At 64.6% G+C, this 16,207-nt stretch carries 10 protein-coding genes; 6 read left to right on the top strand and 4 right to left on the bottom strand.

The features are described from left to right. Nucleotides 1-69: 69 nt before the first annotated feature. Nucleotides 70-1,146: a tryptophan--tRNA ligase gene (gene trpS / locus NKI97_RS23390; RefSeq protein WP_352455044.1), complete on the bottom strand. Its 1,077-nt coding sequence runs from the start codon at nucleotides 1,144-1,146 to the stop codon at nucleotides 70-72. 356 nt (nucleotides 1,147-1,502) lie between these two features. Between trpS and NKI97_RS23385 the strand changes: the two genes are divergently transcribed. Further along, complete coding sequence (locus NKI97_RS23385) at nucleotides 1,503-1,748, top strand: type II toxin-antitoxin system VapB family antitoxin (RefSeq protein WP_023676383.1); 246 nt, start codon at nucleotides 1,503-1,505, stop codon at nucleotides 1,746-1,748. Further along, on the top strand, nucleotides 1,748-2,152 hold the full coding sequence (locus tag NKI97_RS23380; RefSeq protein ID WP_352836812.1) for a type II toxin-antitoxin system VapC family toxin: 405 nt from the start codon (nucleotides 1,748-1,750) through the stop codon (nucleotides 2,150-2,152). The genes NKI97_RS23385 and NKI97_RS23380 overlap by 1 nt, the downstream gene beginning before the upstream one ends. Here NKI97_RS23380 and murJ read toward each other — a convergent pair. Further along, nucleotides 2,127-3,725 (bottom strand): murein biosynthesis integral membrane protein MurJ, encoded by a 1,599-nt coding sequence (murJ, locus tag NKI97_RS23375; RefSeq protein ID WP_352836809.1) that lies wholly within the window; start codon nucleotides 3,723-3,725, stop codon nucleotides 2,127-2,129. The two genes, NKI97_RS23380 and murJ, sit on opposite strands and share 26 nt — an antisense overlap. A 46-nt stretch (nucleotides 3,726-3,771) precedes the next feature. Further along, nucleotides 3,772-6,570 (bottom strand): [protein-PII] uridylyltransferase, encoded by a 2,799-nt coding sequence (locus NKI97_RS23370; RefSeq protein WP_352836806.1) that lies wholly within the window; start codon nucleotides 6,568-6,570, stop codon nucleotides 3,772-3,774. Nucleotides 6,571-6,797: 227 nt separating this feature from the next. Between NKI97_RS23370 and NKI97_RS23365 the strand changes: the two genes are divergently transcribed. From NKI97_RS23365 to NKI97_RS23355, 3 genes are all read left to right on the top strand, one after another. After that, entirely contained in the window at nucleotides 6,798-9,302 is a 2,505-nt protein-coding gene (locus NKI97_RS23365) for a heavy metal translocating P-type ATPase (RefSeq protein WP_352836803.1), read from the top strand. 43 nt (nucleotides 9,303-9,345) lie between these two features. Further along, the gene (copM, locus tag NKI97_RS23360) at nucleotides 9,346-9,732 is read left to right on the top strand and encodes a CopM family metallochaperone (protein WP_352836800.1); all 387 of its coding nucleotides are present in this window, start codon (nucleotides 9,346-9,348) and stop codon (nucleotides 9,730-9,732) included. A gap of 171 nt (nucleotides 9,733-9,903) precedes the next feature. Further along, entirely contained in the window at nucleotides 9,904-10,749 is an 846-nt protein-coding gene (locus NKI97_RS23355) for an aldo/keto reductase (RefSeq protein WP_352836797.1), read from the top strand. Between the two features lie 75 nt (nucleotides 10,750-10,824). Here the strand turns inward: NKI97_RS23355 and mutS are convergent, their stop codons facing one another. After that, complete coding sequence (gene mutS / locus NKI97_RS23350) at nucleotides 10,825-13,473, bottom strand: DNA mismatch repair protein MutS (protein WP_352836881.1); 2,649 nt, start codon at nucleotides 13,471-13,473, stop codon at nucleotides 10,825-10,827. Nucleotides 13,474-13,676: 203 nt separating this feature from the next. Here mutS and NKI97_RS23345 point away from each other — a divergent pair, with 203 nt between their 5' ends. Then, the gene (locus tag NKI97_RS23345; protein ID WP_352448507.1) at nucleotides 13,677-15,956 is read left to right on the top strand and encodes an NADP-dependent malic enzyme; all 2,280 of its coding nucleotides are present in this window, start codon (nucleotides 13,677-13,679) and stop codon (nucleotides 15,954-15,956) included. Nucleotides 15,957-16,207: the final 251 nt, after the last annotated feature.

Genomic DNA, 16,207 nt, shown 5'->3' with positions numbered 1-16,207 from the left:
CGCGCTTCAGGTTCTTGTTTTATGCATGTCGTTATCGCAAAACCGCTGCACACTTTTGCGCGACATGCATTAGCCTTGCAGCAGGCCGATAATGTCGCGCACGGTCTTCATGGTCGCTTCGGCCAATGTGCCGGCACGCTCGCCGCCATCGCGCAGCACCGCGTCGACATAGGCGCGGTCGCCGGAGATGCGGCGCATCTCGCCGGCGATCGGCGCCAGCTTTTCCACCGCAAGGTCGGCCAGCGCCGGCTTGAACACCGAAAACTGCTGGCCGCCATATTCCTTCAGCACCGCCTCTTTCGAGATTTCGGCGAGGCCGGCATAGATGCCGACGAGGTTTTCCGCTTCCGGCCGGCCGGCAAGCCCGTCCAGTTCGCCGGGCAAAGCCTCCGGGTCGGTCTTGGCCTTGCGGATTTTCTTCGAGATGGCGTCGGCATCGTCGGTCAGGTTGATGCGCGACAGGTCCGACGGATCGGATTTCGACATCTTCTTCGAACCGTCGCGCAGCGACATGATGCGCGCTGCCGGGCCGCCGATGACCGGCTCGGTCAGCGGGAAATAGCCGTTCACCGTCTCTTCGCCGACCTCCATTTCGACGCCGACGCCAAGCGCTGCGATGCGGTCCGAAAAGTCGTTGTTGAATTTCTGCGCGATGTCGCGGGTCAGCTCCAGATGCTGCTTCTGGTCGTCGCCGACCGGCACGTGGGTGGCGCGGTAGACGAGGATGTCGGCGGCCATCAGGGAGGGATAGGCGAGCAGGCCGAGCGAGGCGTTCTCGCGGTCCTTGCCGGCCTTGTCCTTGAACTGCGTCATGCGGTTCATCCAACCGATGCGCGCCACGCAGTTGAAGATCCAGGCAAGCTCGGCGTGCTGCATCACCCGCGACTGGTTGAAGACGATGTGTTTTTTCGGGTCGATGCCCGAGGCGAGAAACGCCGCGGTGATCGAACGCGTCTGGTCCTGAAGATCCTCATAGACGAGCTGTGCGGTCAGCGAATGCAGATCGACGACGCAATAGATACAGTCGGAGGTGTCCTGCAGGGCGACGAATTTCTTGATGGCGCCGAGATAATTGCCGAGATGCAGATTGCCGGTTGGCTGGACGCCGGAAAAAACGAGCGGTTTGAAGGCGGGCTGATCGGTCATGGTGTTTCCCTGGCTTGTGGAGGGCCGTTTCGCGCGCGGCGAAAGTCTTGCGACGGCGCGCTTATGGACGAGAGCGAGGAGACGATCAAGAGGGGCGTTGGCCAGGGCGCGCAGGCTTTGACGTCGGCCGAACAGAAGGCTGTTTGAGGGATGGCGCCGACCAGAAACAAAAACCCGCCTCGGTGGGCGGGTCGTTGGAGCCAATTAGCACCATAGCGAGATTAATAGCATAGCTGCCGGCACAAAGCAAGAACAAAATAGCTCGCGTCGGCAATCGCTTCGATTTGGCTTAGGGTCACATTGACGGACTGATGTAGATAGCTACATAATATTTGCTACACAGCGGAAGCAAAACAATGACGATCAACATCAACAACAAGGAAGCGGACAGCCTGACGCGGGCTTTTGCCAGGCTTGAAGGTGTCGGGATCACCGAGGCAATCGTGATCGCCATGCGCGAAGCTCTGGAGCGCCGGCGCAATCGCGAGACGCCGCTGGAAACGGCGGCACGGCTCCGGGCCGAGTTCGGGATTGAGCTGAGCGAGCAGGCGCGCAAGCCGCTGCCGCGCTCGGTCTACGACGAATTGTCCGGCGAAGACTGATGTTCATCGATGCAGCCGCTATCGTTGCAATACTGAGCAACGAGACCGAAGCCCCGCGCTGCGCGCAGGCGGTCATGAAAGCGTCGGCTCCGTTCACGTCGGCGATCGCGGTTTGGGAAGCGGCGATGGCGCTTTCGCGATCGGAAAAGCTGGCCGTACCGGTCGCCACAAGCTTCAAGATAGTCAGCCGTTTTCTCGAAGAGCGTGGAATCACCTTGCGGGAGCTTCCGCCTCCCTCTGACGCGGCATCTCTGGCTGTTGAGGCTGCATCGCGGTTTCGCAACAACGCTGGCCGCCTCAACATGGCCGACTGTTTCCACTACGTCTGTGCGCGCTACTACGCCGTTCCGATGCTTTCGACGGCGGACGAATTCCGCTTCACGGATCTGGAGACTGTTGCTTGACCGGCTGGGAGCCCTTGCGCTCGATATTGCGGCGGATCATGCCGAAATCGGCGCCGCCGGTGGCGAAGGCGGTGACGAAGTAAAGCAGCGCCCCGCCGGCGACGAGCGCAAGCAGCGTCACCGCCTTGATCACCAGCGGCGAGCCGGAGCCGAGACTTGCGGCGAACCAGTGTTCGGCAAAATAGAGCGCCGCGGCCATCACCGCCGCCGACAGCACCAGCCGCGGGATGCGTTTCATGAGCGGCACGTCGCGGCCCCAATGGCCGCGCCGGATCAGCACGGCGAGCAGCATCGCCGCATTGACCCAGCCGGCGACAGCGGAGGCAACGGCAATGCCGGGCGCGCCCATGGTCGGAAACAGCGTCAGCGCCGTGGTAATGTTAACCGCCACCGAGATGGCGGCGAAAATCATCGGCGTGCGCGTGTCCTCGCGGGCGAAATAGCCGGGGGTGAACGCCTTGATCAGCACGAAGGCCGGCAGGCCGAGGCCGAAGATCGCCAGGATTGCCGCGACCGTCGGCGTCGAATTGTTGGCGGCAAAGGCGCCGCGCTCATAGACCAGCCGCACGATCGGCTCGGACATGACCAGCAGCGCGGCCGCCGCCGGCAAGGTCATGAAAAGGGTAAACTCGACCGAGCGGTTCTGCAGATTGGCGGCCTCGACCAGATTGCCTGATTTCAGCGCCCGCGACAGTTCCGGCAAAAGCACGATGGCGACGGCGACGCCGACGACGCCCAGCGGCAGCTGGTAAACGCGGTCGGCATAGGCCAGCGACGACACCGCGCTGTCCTGCGCCGACGCGATCGCCGTGCCGATCAGCTGGTTGATCTGGGTGATGCCCCCGGTGATCGCCGCCGGCAGCGCCAGGATCAGCAGCCGCTTGACGTTCGGCGTCATCTTCGGCCGCCGGAAGCCGATCGAAATGCCGGCATGGCGCACCGCCGCCCAGACGATCGCCAGCTGCACCAGGCCGGCCGCCAGCACGCCCCAGGCCAGCCCGAAACCGACGGTGCGGGCGTCCGAACCCTTGTACCAGGCATAGGCAAGCACGGCGATAAGGATGACGTTGAGGAACACCGGCGCCACCGCGGCGGCGAAATAGCGGCGCAGCGAATTCAGCATGCCGGCCATCATGGCGCCGAGCGACATGCAGATCAGATAGGGGAACATGACGGTCGCCAGCGCCACCGTCGTCTCGAATTTTCCCGGCGTGTCGGCAAAGCCCGGCGCCACCAGATAGCGCACGATCAGCGGCATCGCCAGTTCCATGGCGATGGTCAGCGCCAGCAGCGCCGTGAACAAGACGCCGAACACCTCTTCGGAAAAGCGCTTGGCGCCGTCGGTGCCGTGCGTCTCGATCTCCTTGGCGAACAGCGGCACGAAGGCGGCGTTGAAGGCGCCTTCGGCAAACAGCCGGCGAAAGGTGTTGGGAAACTGGAAGGCGGCGTTGAAGGCGTCGGCGATCGGCCCGGTGCCGAGTGCGGCAGCCATCAGCATCTCGCGGCCGAAACCGAGGGCGCGGCTCATCAGAGTGCCGGAAGCGACCGTGGCGAATTTCTTGACAAGGCTCATGCGCTTGAAGACTGCCTGTGCGATTGGGGCAAATGGAAGGTAACGGTCACTCGGCGGCCGTTTTGGTCTTGCCGCGCTCGGACGCCGTGCCCTCGAGCACCGCGATCAGCCTGTTGCGGATGGTCGCGGTGCGCGACGGGCTGTCGATCTTCTGGCCGGTGAGATCGGTGACGTAGAACGTGTCGATGACCTTTTCGCCGAAGGTGGTGATGTGGGCCGAGGCGATGTCGAGCGACAGGTCCGACAACATGCCGGTGATCTCCGACAGAAGGCCCGGCCTGTCCAGCCCCTCGACCTCGATCACCGAGAAACGGTTCGACAGGGTGTTGCGGATCTCGGCGCGTGGCGGAATACGGAAAACCTTGGCGCCGCGCCGCGGCTTGGTCCGCTTCTCGATCATTTCGGGCAGCCAGCTCTTGCCCGACAGCACGTCCTCGATCAGCCGGCCGACGCGCTCGGCACGGCGGCGCTCGTCCTCGTCGAGGTCGAACTCCCTCGAGATCAGGATGGTGTCGAGCGCCCGACCATCCGAGGTGGTGAATATCTGCGCGTCGACGATGTTGCCGCCGGCCGCGGCACAGGCGCCGGCAATCACCGAAAGCAGGCGCGGATGGTCCTGCGCCAGCACCGTGATCTCGGTCACCGCCTCGAACTGGTGGGTTTTCACCATGGTGGCGAGCTTCTTGCCGGCGTGATCGGCCTCGCGGATGAATTCGGCATGGCGGAGCTGGTCGGGAAGATCGACCGCCAGCAGATAGTTCTCGTAGTGCTGGCCGACATAACGCTTGCGGGCCTTTTCCGGCCAGTCGGCAAGCGCCTCGGCCAGTTGTTCGCGCGCCGCCGCCGTCCGTTTGGCGCGCGACACCTCCGAAAACCCGCCGGTCAACAAAAGCTCGGTCTCGTAATAGAGCGTACGCAGCAGCTGGCCCTTCCAGCCGTTCCAGACCCCAGGCCCGACGCCGCGGATATCGCAGACGGTAAGCACAAGCAGCATCTTCAGCCGTTCGACCGACTGCACGATGGCGGCAAAATCCTCGATCGTCTTGCGGTCGTTGAGATCGCGGGTCTGCGCCGTCATCGACATGACGAGGTGGTTCTCGACCAGCCAGGCGACCGTTTCGGTGTCGGCCGGCGAGAGCCCCATATGCGGGCAGATGCGCCGGGCGATCCTGGCGCCGGCTTGCGAATGGTCCTCCGGCCTGCCCTTGGCGATGTCGTGCAGCAGCACGGCGACATAGAGCGCCTCGCGGCTCTTCTTCAGCCCCGGCATCAGCGAGTGGGCGAGTGGATGGATCTTTTCCCCGTCGCCGCGCTCGATCTCGGCCAGCACCCCGATGCAGCGGATGAGGTGCTCGTCCACCGTGTAGTGGTGGTACATCGAGAACTGCATCATGGCGACGATCTTGCCGAAATCCGGGATCAGCTTTGCCAGCAGTCCGGCCTCGTTCATGCGCCGCAGATTGAGCTCGGCATTGCGGTCCGAGGTCAAGATGTCGAGGAACAGCCGGTTGGCCTCCTCGTCGCGCCTGAGCGCCTTGCCGACGAGGCCGAGCGAACGGGTCAACAGCTTCAGCGCATCGGGGTGGAATTCAAGGCCATGCTTGTCGGCAAACCAGAACAGCCTGAGCAGGTTAACCGGATCGCGCTCGAACACCTCGTCGTCGGCAATGTTGATGCGGTGGTTGTCGACGATGAAATCGGCCGTGCCGGCGAGCTTGCGCTTGCGGCGCGAAAAGGTGAGGAAGATGCGGTTGAAGCCCGGCACATGCTTGGCCTGCTCTTCTTCCAGCGCGGCGCAGAAAATGCGGGTCAGGTCGCCGACATCCTTGGCGACGAGGAAGTAGTGCTTCATGAAGCGTTCGACCGCCGACAGGCCGGGATGGGTGGTGTAGCCCAGCCGCTCGGCAATGTCGCGCTGGATGTCGAAATGCAGCCGCTCCTCGGCCTTGCCGGTGAGGAAATGCATGTGGCAGCGCACCGCCCATAGGAAATCCTCGGCCTTCTGGAATTCCCTGTATTCGGCGTCGGTAAAGACGCCCTTGTCGACCAGTTCCTCGCCGGTGCGCACGCGGTAGAAATATTTGGCGATCCAGAACAGCGTCTGCAGGTCGCGCAGGCCGCCCTTGCCGTCCTTGACGTTGGGCTCGACCAGATAGCGGCTCTCGCCGGCCTTGGCGTGGCGCTCGTCGCGTTCGGCGAGCTTGGCCTGGACATATTCGGGGCCGGTGGTGCGCACCACCTCGTGGTCGAAGCGCTGCAAAAGCTCGTCATAGAGCTTTTGCTCGCCCCACAGGAAGCGCGCCTCCAGGATCGAGGTGCGGATGGTGATGTCGGTGCGCGACAGCCTGAGGCACTCGTCGATGTTGCGGGTGGCATGGCCGACCTTCAGCCCGAGGTCCCACAGCATGTAGAGCATGTATTCGACGATCTGCTCGCCCCATGGCGTCTGCTTGTAGGGCAGCAGGAACAGCAGGTCGATGTCGGACCCGGGCGCCAGCGTGCCACGGCCATAGCCGCCGACGGCCACGACCGCCATGCGCTCGGCCGATGACGGGTTTTTGACGCGATAGACATGGGTGGCGGCGAAGTCGTAGAGCGCGCGGATGATCTCATCCATCAGATGCGACAGCCGGGCGGCGCAGGCGGTACCGCTGCCATCGTCCATCAGCATGCGTTCGGCGATCGTGCGGCCGTCGGCTAGTCGGCTTTTGAGAAGCTTGAGAACGCCGCTGCGCGCGGCCTTGCCGGAGCCGTCGCCTGCCGTGGCCGCGGTCAGTTCGGTCATCTCGCGGCGCAAGGCTTCGCCGTCGATCAGTTCCTCGAGCTTCAGGGATATTCTTGCCATAAATGCCGTTCGGCCTCGCCGTTTCGGCGGCGTCTATAGCGCGTTTTCGCGGCGCTGGGTATGGGGCGGACGGACGCGTTCTCCGCAGCCGTGGAACGGGACGATCGTCTCATGCCCGCGGCCGGTGCAGTTTGGGCCTGGCCACGAAAAATCGAAATCAGCCCTTGACCTTCCAGTTACTGGAAGCACTACCTCCGCCGCAACATCGAAATACAGGGGCTTTCGGCATGACGCATTCCGATCACCATCATCACACCCATGGCAGCTGCTGCTCGGCAAAAGGCGCCTCCTCTGCTGCGGACGCCGTCGTCCGCGATCCGGTCTGCGGCATGACCGTCGATCCGGCTGCCGGCAAGCCGACGGCCGAGCATGACGGCCATCGCTATCATTTCTGCAGCGAGAGCTGCCGCGCGAAATTCGTCGCCGAGCCGGAAAAATACCTGACCGCAACCGATCCCGTCTGCGGCATGAGCGTCGATCGCGCCACGGCCAAGCACTTTTTGCGGCACGAGGGCCGGGGCTTCTATTTCTGCTCGGCCGCTTGCCAGGCGAAGTTCGAAGCCGAGCCGGCAAAATATCTCGGCGACAGGCCGGCGCCGCAGCCGACGCCCAAGGGCACGCAATACACCTGCCCGATGCATCCGGAAATCATCCGCGACAAGCCCGGCTCCTGCCCGATCTGCGGCATGGCGCTGGAGCCGATGGGCGTGCCGACCGGCGACGAGGGGCCTAACCCGGAACTGGTCGACTTCACCAGGCGCTTTTGGGTGAGCGCGGTGCTGTCCGTGCCGTTGCTGGTCATCGCCATGGCGCCGATGCTCGGCCTGACGTTCCAGGCCTTCATCGACGACCGCGCGAAGGTCTGGCTGGAGCTGGCGCTGGCCAGCCCGGTGGTGCTGTGGGCGGCATTCCCGTTCTTCCATCGCGGCTGGAACTCGGTCCTCAACCGCAGCCCCAATATGTGGACGCTGATTTCGCTCGGCGTCGGTGCCGCCTATCTCTACAGCGTCGTCGCCACGCTGTTTCCAGGCCTCTTTCCGCACCAGTTCCGCGGCCATGACGGCACCGTGCCGGTCTATTTCGAGGCGGCGGCGGTGATCGTCGCGCTGGTGTTCCTTGGCCAGGTGCTGGAATTGCGCGCCCGCGAGAAAACCGGCTCGGCGATCCGCGCGCTGCTCGACCTGGCGCCGAAGACGGCGCGGCTGATCGGCGCGGACGGTTCCGAAAACGACGTGCCGCTCGATACGGTCAAGGCCGGCGACCGCTTGCGCATCCGCCCAGGCGACGCCGTGCCGGTCGACGGCATTGTGCTCGAAGGACGCTCTTCCATCGATGAATCGATGATCACAGGCGAGCCGCTGCCGGTCGAGAAGACCGAAGGCGACAACCTCACCGGCGGCACGCTCAACAAGAACGGTTCGCTGATCATGCGCGCCGAAAAGATCGGCGCCGAGACGACGCTGGCGCGCATCGTCGAGCTGGTCGCCAAGGCGCAGCGTTCACGCGCGCCGATTCAGGGGTTGGCCGACCGCGTCTCGTTCTACTTCGTCCCGGCCGTCGTGCTGGTCGCCATCATAGCGTTTGTCGCCTGGGCGATCGTCGGACCGGAACCCAGCCTGGTGTTTGCCATCGTCTCGGCGGTCTCGGTGCTGATCATCGCCTGCCCCTGTGCGCTCGGCCTTGCCACGCCAATGTCGATCATGACCGCCACCGGGCGCGGCGCGCATGCCGGCGTGCTGATCAAGGAAGCGGCGGCGCTCGAGCGCTTTGCCTCGGTCGACACGTTGATCGTCGACAAGACGGGAACGCTGACCGAAGGCCGGCCGCGGCTGACCGACGTCGTCGCTTTCGAAGGGATGGCGCAAGACGATCTGCTGGCGCTCGCCGCCGGGCTGGAAAAAGGCTCGGAGCATCCGCTGGCCGAGGCGATCGTCGACGGCGCCCGCGAACGCGGGGTGAATATCCCGGATGCCGGCGGTTTCGAGGCCGTCACCGGCAAGGGTGTTTCCGGCACGGTTTCGGGACAGAAGGTGGCGCTCGGAAATGCCGCGATGATGGCCGATCTCGGCATCGACACGGCGGCGGTCCTGGCCAGCGCCGAGGCGCTGCAGGCCGACGGCAAGACCGCGATGTTCGTTGCTGTCGGCAACCGGCTCGCCGGCCTCGTCGCCGTCGCCGACCCGATCAAGGCGACCACCGCCGAGGCGATCAAGGCACTGCATGACAGCGGGCTGAAGATCGTCATGGCGACCGGCGACAACGAGCGTACTGCCAAGGCCATCGCAGCCAAGCTTGGCATCGACGAGGTGCGTGCCGGGCTCTTGCCCGAACAGAAGAACGCGCTGGTCGAGGAATTGCGCGCCGGCGGTGCCGGCGTTGCCATGGCCGGCGACGGGGTCAACGATGCACCCGCATTAGCCGCCGCCGATGTCGGCGTCGCCATGGGCACAGGCGCCGATGTTGCGGTCGAAAGTGCGGGAATTACGCTGGTCAAGGGCGATCTCAACGGCATCGTCAGGGCGAGGACGCTGGCCCGCGCGACGATCCGCAACATCCGGCAGAACCTGTTTTTCGCTTTCCTCTACAATGTGCTTGGCGTGCCGGTTGCTGCCGGCGTGCTCTATCCGCTCACCGGCACGCTGCTGTCGCCGATGCTCGCGGCGGCGGCGATGAGCCTGTCTTCGGTTTCGGTCATCGCCAACGCATTGCGGCTCAGGACGTTGAAACTCTGAGTAAAACTTCCAGATAGACCCTGTTCAAAAAAGGAGACGATGAATGACCTTGGCCAAGAAGATCGTGCTGCTGATGATGGCGGCGGGAATGCTGCTTGCTGTTTTCCTCGAAAGCGTTCCGGCACAAGCCGAGGAGATGAAGCACGACATGGGCGCAATGGGCGCGCAGAGCCCCTCGACCGAGGGCTACAAGGCGGCGATGGACAAGATGCATACCGACATGATGGCAATCGAATATTCCGGCAATGCAGATGTCGATTTCGCCCGCGGCATGATCCCGCATCACCAGGCGGCCATCGACATGGCCAAGGTCGAGCTCGCCAATGGCAAGGATCCGGAAATGCGCAAGCTGGCCGAAGCGGTGATCGCCGCGCAGGAGGCCGAGATCAAGCAGATGCAGGACTGGCTCGCCGCCCATCCGGTGAAGTAGGCTGCAGGCACCAGGATGCCGGTATTCAGGTAATGCCGGTCCGTGCCAATTGTGATCGCGGCGCTGACCTTCTTCGACTGGCTACCTGCGGGAAACTTCACCCGGGTTTCTGCTTCACCTGCGTTTTTTGGACGGCTATGATGCTATCCGGGCGTCGGACTGGAGCATGCCATGCCATCGACGATAAGAACGACCACCCTGCCCTGCGGCGAAGCTGTTCCGGTGCTCGGCCAGGGCACCTGGAAGATGGGTGAGGACGGCCGCCGCCGTGCCGACGAGGCCAATGCCCTCAAGCTCGGGCTGGATCTCGGCATGACACTGATCGACACCGCCGAAATGTATGCCAGCGGCGGCGCCGAGGAGGTGGTGGCGGAGGCCATCGCAAGGCGCCGCGACGAGGTTTTCCTGGTCTCCAAGGTGCTGCCGTCCAATGCCTCGCGCGCCGGCGTGAAACGGGCCTGCGAGAACAGCCTGAGGCATCTCGCCACCGACCGAATCGATCTTTATCTGCTGCATTGGCCGGGCAGCGTGCCTTTGACGGAAACGGTAGAGGCGTTCGAAGCGTTGAAGGCAGCCGGCAAGATCCGCCACTGGGGCGTCAGCAATTTCGATACCGGCGAGATGGAGGAGCTGGTCCGGTTGCCGGCCGGCGGCAACGTCCAGACCAACCAGGTGCTCTACAATCTGTCGCAGCGCGGCGTCGAGTTCGACCTCGCCCCGTGGAGCCGGCAACGCGGCATGCCGCTGATGGCCTATTCGCCGGTCGATCAGGGGGTATTGGCGCGCAATGCCAGGTTAGATGCCATCGCCGCTCGCCACGATGCGACTCCGGCGCAGATCGCGCTTGCCTGGGTGATGGCGCAGGACGGCATCATCGCCATTCCGAAGGCCAGCCGCCCGGAGCATATCCGGCAGAATGTCGCGGCGTTGGACATCGCGCTCACGAGCGAAGATTTCGCCGAAATTGATCGCGCTTTTCCGCCGCCGAGGCGGAAGTCGGGCCTGGCGATGATTTGAGGGGTGGGGCGGAAGGCAAGCCAAAGCAGCGTTCCGTCACAGAGGGGGGTGCCGTAGAGCGCTATCAGACGAGCACTACTTCCCAGCCATCCCCTTCAGCCTGTACAGCGCCTCCAGCGCCTCCCTTGGCGTCATCTCGTCGGGATTGATCTCCGCTAGCGCCAAACCCAGCCCATCACTCTTCGCCGGCTTGGGCGCCTCCCGCTTCGCTGCCACGGAAAACAGCGGCAGGTCGTCGACCAGGCGGTTGGCCTTGCCCGAAACCTCGCCTGCTTCAAGCTGGTGCAGCACTTCCTTGGCCCGGCCGACGACGGCCTCTGGCAGGCCGGCCAGCCGCGCTACCTGGACGCCGTAGGAACGGTCGGCCGCACCCTTGCCGACCTCGTGCAGGAAGACCACGTCGCCCTCCCATTCCTTGACCCGCATGGTGACGTTGGAGAGCCGCGGCAGTTTTCCGGCCAGCGCCGTCATTTCGTGGAAATGCGTGGCGAAGATCGCCCGGCAGCGGTTTTTCTCGTGCAAATATTCGACCGCCGCCCAGGCGATCGACAGGCCGTCGAAGGTGGCGGTGCCGCGGCCGATCTCGTCGAGGATGACCAGTGCGCGTTCGCCTGCCTGGTTGAGGATCGCCGCCGTCTCGACCATCTCGACCATGAAGGTGGAGCGGCCGCGCGCCAGATCGTCGGAGGCGCCGACCCGCGAAAACAGCCGGTCGACGACGCCGATATGGGCTGATGCCGCCGGCACGAAGGAGCCGGTCTGGGCGAGGATGGCGATCAGCGCGTTTTGCCTGAGGAAGGTCGATTTGCCGCCCATATTGGGGCCGGTCAGCAGCCAGATCGCGCCGGCCTTAGCATCGCCTTGCGGCGACAGATCGCAATCATTGGCGACGAACGGGCCTTCGCCGGAACGCCGCAGCGCCTGTTCGACCACCGGATGACGTCCACCCGAAATCTCGAAGGCAAGGCTCGCATCGACCAGCGGCCGGCACCAGGCCTCGCTCTCGGAAAGCAAGGCAAGTGCGGCCGAAACGTCGAGCACGGCGAGCGCTTCGGCGCCGGCGCGGATCGTGTCGGCCTGGCCGACGACTTCCGCCGTCAGCGCCTCGAAAGCGGCAAGCTCGATCGCCAGCGCCCGGTCGGCGGCATTGGCGATCTTCGATTCCAGCTCGGCGAGCTCCGTGGTGGTGAAGCGCATGGCGTTGGCCATGGTCTGGCGATGGATGAAGCGCGCCTTGGCGCCGTCGCTGCCGGTCATCAGCGCATGGTGGTTTGCGGTGACCTCGATATAATAGCCGAGCACATTGTTGTGCCTGATCTTCAGCGAGCGGATGCCGGTCTCGTCGATCAGCGAACGCTCCAGCCCGGCGATCACTTTTCGCGACTCGTCGCGCAGTGCCCGCATCTCGTCGAGTTCGGCGTGGTAGCCGCCGCGGACAAAGCCGCCGTCGCGCTTCAGCAGAGGCAGCTCGTCGCTGAGCGCCTGCGTCAGATGCGCCGCCAGTTCACTGGGCAGTGCCTTGATGGCTCCCAACGCCGCGGTCAGTTCGCCCGGCAAGGCGGTTTGGCCGAACAGTTCGGCGACGGCGCCGGCCGCTTCGAAACCAGCGCGCAGCGCGCCGAGGTCGCGCGGGCCGCCGCGGTTGAGCGCCAGCCTGGACAGGGCGCGCGGCATGTCGGCAACGCTCTTCAGGCTTGCCCGCACCGCCTGGCAGAGGCGCGTTTCGGAGCGGAAGAACGACACCGAGTCCAGCCTTGCAGCGATTGCCGCCGGGTCGGTCAGCGGCGCCATCAAGCGGTCGGCGAGCAGCCTTGCGCCGCCACCGGTCACCGTGCGGTCGATCGCCTTGAACAGCGACCCGTCGCGGCTGCCGGACAGCGTGCGCAGCAGCTCCAGATTGGCGCGCGTCGCCGGGTCGATGAACAGCGTCGAACCCTGCTCCTCGCGCTGCGGCCGCGACAGCGGCGGCCGCTCGGCCTTCTGCGTCTTTTCGACATAGGCGATGACACCTGAGATCGCCGACAGTTCGGCGCGCGAAAATGTGCCGAAACTATCCGGCGTTGCCACCTCGAAGAAGCGGGCGATGCGGCCGGCGGCCGAAGCCGAATCGAACAGCGACGGCGGCTGCGGGCTGGCGACGCGGCCGAGCACGTCGAAGACCGGTTTCAGCTCCGGGTCGTAAAACACCGGTTCGGCGACGATCAGCTCGCGCGGATCGACGCGGAAGACATCGGCGAGCAGCCGGTCGGCGGTTGTCTCGGCGACGCGGAAGACACCGGTCGAGATCTCGATCCAGGCTAAGGCAAAAGCGTGCTCTGCCCCGCCCTTGACCCGTCCCAGCGCCATCAGGAAACTCGATTCCGACGGCGCCAGCAATTTGTCTTCGGTGATGGTGCCGGGTGTCACCAGCCGCACCACGTCACGGCGCACCACCGATTTGCCGCCGCGCTTCTTCGCCTCGGCCGGATCCTCGATCTGCTCGCAGACGGCGACGCGGAACCCCTGGCCGATCAGCTTCTGCAGATAATCGTCGGCGGCATGCACCGGCACGCCGCACATCGGGATGTCGAGCCCCTGATGCTTGCCGCGCTTGGTCAGCACGATGCCGAGCGCCCGGCTTGCCTTCTCGGCATCGTCGAAGAACAGCTCGTAGAAATCGCCCATGCGGTAGAACAGCAGCGAATCCGGGTTCGCCGCCTTGATCTCGATATACTGCTCCATCATCGGCGTCGCCGGCGCGAAGGCCGGCGTGGCGTTGTCGCTTCGAATGGGCGTCTCGTCGTTCAAGAAGCTGCTTCCAAAATTTTGCAAGCCATGCTTGGCGGTTTACAGCGGCGAAGTGTAGCCTTAATCCCGAACCTTCCACAAAAGAAAGCATGCGCACCCATCTCAAGCGGTGCCGTACGGGCGAGGAAACCAAAAGTACCATGGCCAAGAAAACCGAAAGCAACGGGCCCTCCGTCAGCGCCCAGGAGGCATTGGAATTCCATGCCATGGGCCGCCCCGGCAAGCTGGAGATCGTCGCCACAAAACCAATGGCGACGCAGCGCGATCTCAGCCTTGCCTATTCGCCGGGCGTCGCCGTGCCGGTTCTCGCCATCGCCGAGGACCCGAGCCGCGCCTTCGACTATACGGTTCGCGGCAACATGGTCGCGGTCATCTCCAACGGCACCGCCATCCTCGGCCTCGGCAATCTCGGCGCGCTTGCTTCGAAGCCGGTGATGGAAGGCAAGGCGGTGCTGTTCAAGCGCTTCGCCGATGTCGATTCCATCGATCTCGAGGTCGACACCGAGGATGCCGACGAATTCATCAACTGCGTGCGTTTCCTTGGACCCTCCTTCGGCGGCATCAACCTCGAGGATATCAAGGCACCGGAATGCTTCATCATCGAGCAGCGGCTGCGCGAGCTGATGGATATCCCGGTCTTCCATGACGACCAGCACGGCACCGCCATCATCTCGGCTGCCGGCCTGATCAACGCGCTGGAAATCACCGGCCGCGACATGAAGACCACGAAAATGGTCTGCAACGGCGCCGGCGCTGCCGGCATCGCCTGCATCGAATTGATGAAGGCGATGGGCTTTGCGCCCGAAAATATCATCCTCTGCGACACCAAGGGCGTCGTCTTCCAGGGCCGCACCGAAGGCATGAACCAGTGGAAATCGGCGCATGCCGTGAAAACCGGCGCGCGCTCGCTGGCCGAGGCGCTGGACGGCGCCGACGTGTTCCTCGGCCTCTCGGCCAAAGGCACGCTGACCACCAAAATGGTGCAGTCGATGGCCAAGAACCCGATCATCTTCGCCATGGCCAATCCCGACCCCGAGATCACGCCTGAGGAGGTCGCCGAGATCCGCACCGACGCCATCATGGCGACGGGACGGTCCGACTATCCCAACCAGGTCAACAACGTGCTTGGCTTCCCCTACATCTTCCGCGGCGCGCTCGATGTGCGGGCGACCACCATCAACGACGACATGAAGATCGCCGCGGCCAAAGCGCTCGCCGAACTGGCGCGCCAGGACGTGCCCGACGACGTCGCCGCCGCCTATCAGGGCATGCGGCCGAAATTCGGCCCCAACTACATCATCCCGGTGCCGTTCGATCCGCGCCTGATCTCGGCCATCCCGATTGCGGTGGCCAAAGCGGCGATGGACTCCGGCGTCGCGCGCAAGCCGATCCTCGATCTCGACCGCTACGCGCAGGAGCTTTCCGCGCGCCGCGACCCGATCGCCTCGACGCTGCAGCGCATCTACGACCGGGTGCGCCGCCAGCCCAAGCGCATCGTCTTTGCCGAGGGCGAGGAGGAGCAGGTGATGCGCGCCGCCGTCTCCTATGTGAACCAGCGGCTCGGCACCGCCATCCTGCTCGGCCGCGACGACATCATCAAGGAAAACGCCAGGAACGCCGGCATCGATCTCGGCAAGCAAGGCATCGAGATCATCAATGCGCGGCTGTCGCGGCGCAACTCGGTCTACACCGACTATCTCTACGAGCGCATGCAGCGCAAAGGCTTTCTGTTCCGCGACTGCCAGCGGCTGATCAACAACGACCGCAACCATTTCGCCGCCTGCATGGTGGCGCTGGGCGATGCCGACGGCATTGTCACCGGCGTTACCCGTAACTATTCGACGGCGCTCGACGACATCCGCCGCGTCATTGACGCAAGGCCTGGCCATTGCGTCATCGGCGTGTCGATCGTGCTGGCGCGCGGTCGCACCGTCCTCGTTGCCGACACCGCGGTGCATGACATGCCGGATGCCGTCGAGATCGCCGACATCGCCGAGGAGGCCGCCGGTTTCGCCCGCCGCATGGGCTACGAGCCGAGGCTCGCCATGCTCGCCTATTCAACCTTCGGCCATCCGCAGGGCGAGCGCTCCGAGCGCGTCCAGGAAGCGGTGCGCATCCTCGACAAGCGCCGCGTCGATTTCGAGTATGACGGCGAGATGGCCGCCGACGTGGCGCTCAACGCCCGCGCCATGGCGCAGTACCCGTTCATCAGGCTGACCGGCCCGGCCAATGTGCTGATCATGCCGGCCTTCCACTCGGCCTCGATCTCGACCAAGATGCTGCAGGAGCTCGGCGGCTCGACCGTCATCGGCCCGCTGCTGGTCGGCCTGAACAAGCCGGTTCAGATCGTCTCGCTCAATGCCAAGGATTCGGACATCGTCAACATGGCAGCGATTGCGGCGTATAGCGCGGGAGCTTGACGAGCGGGGGCAGCAGCAGCGCCTCTCCCTTCTCCCCCAGGGGGAGAAGGTGGCCGAGCGAAGCTCGGTCGGATGAGGGGTGTTCCAGCTTGGCACCGGCAGCACTCCGTCCAGCACCCCTCAACCGTCTCGGCGCTGCGCGCCGATCCACCTTCTCCCACAGGGGTGTTTGGACTGGGGACATCGCGAACAGATGTGCGAGGACATCGCGAACAGTTTTGCATGCTATCGCGCCAGGACATTGAGGTCGA

Source organism: Mesorhizobium sp. M0296 (assembly GCF_040321675.1).
GTDB lineage: Bacteria > Pseudomonadota > Alphaproteobacteria > Rhizobiales > Rhizobiaceae > Mesorhizobium.
This window is presented reverse-complemented; position numbering and strand designations above follow the sequence as displayed.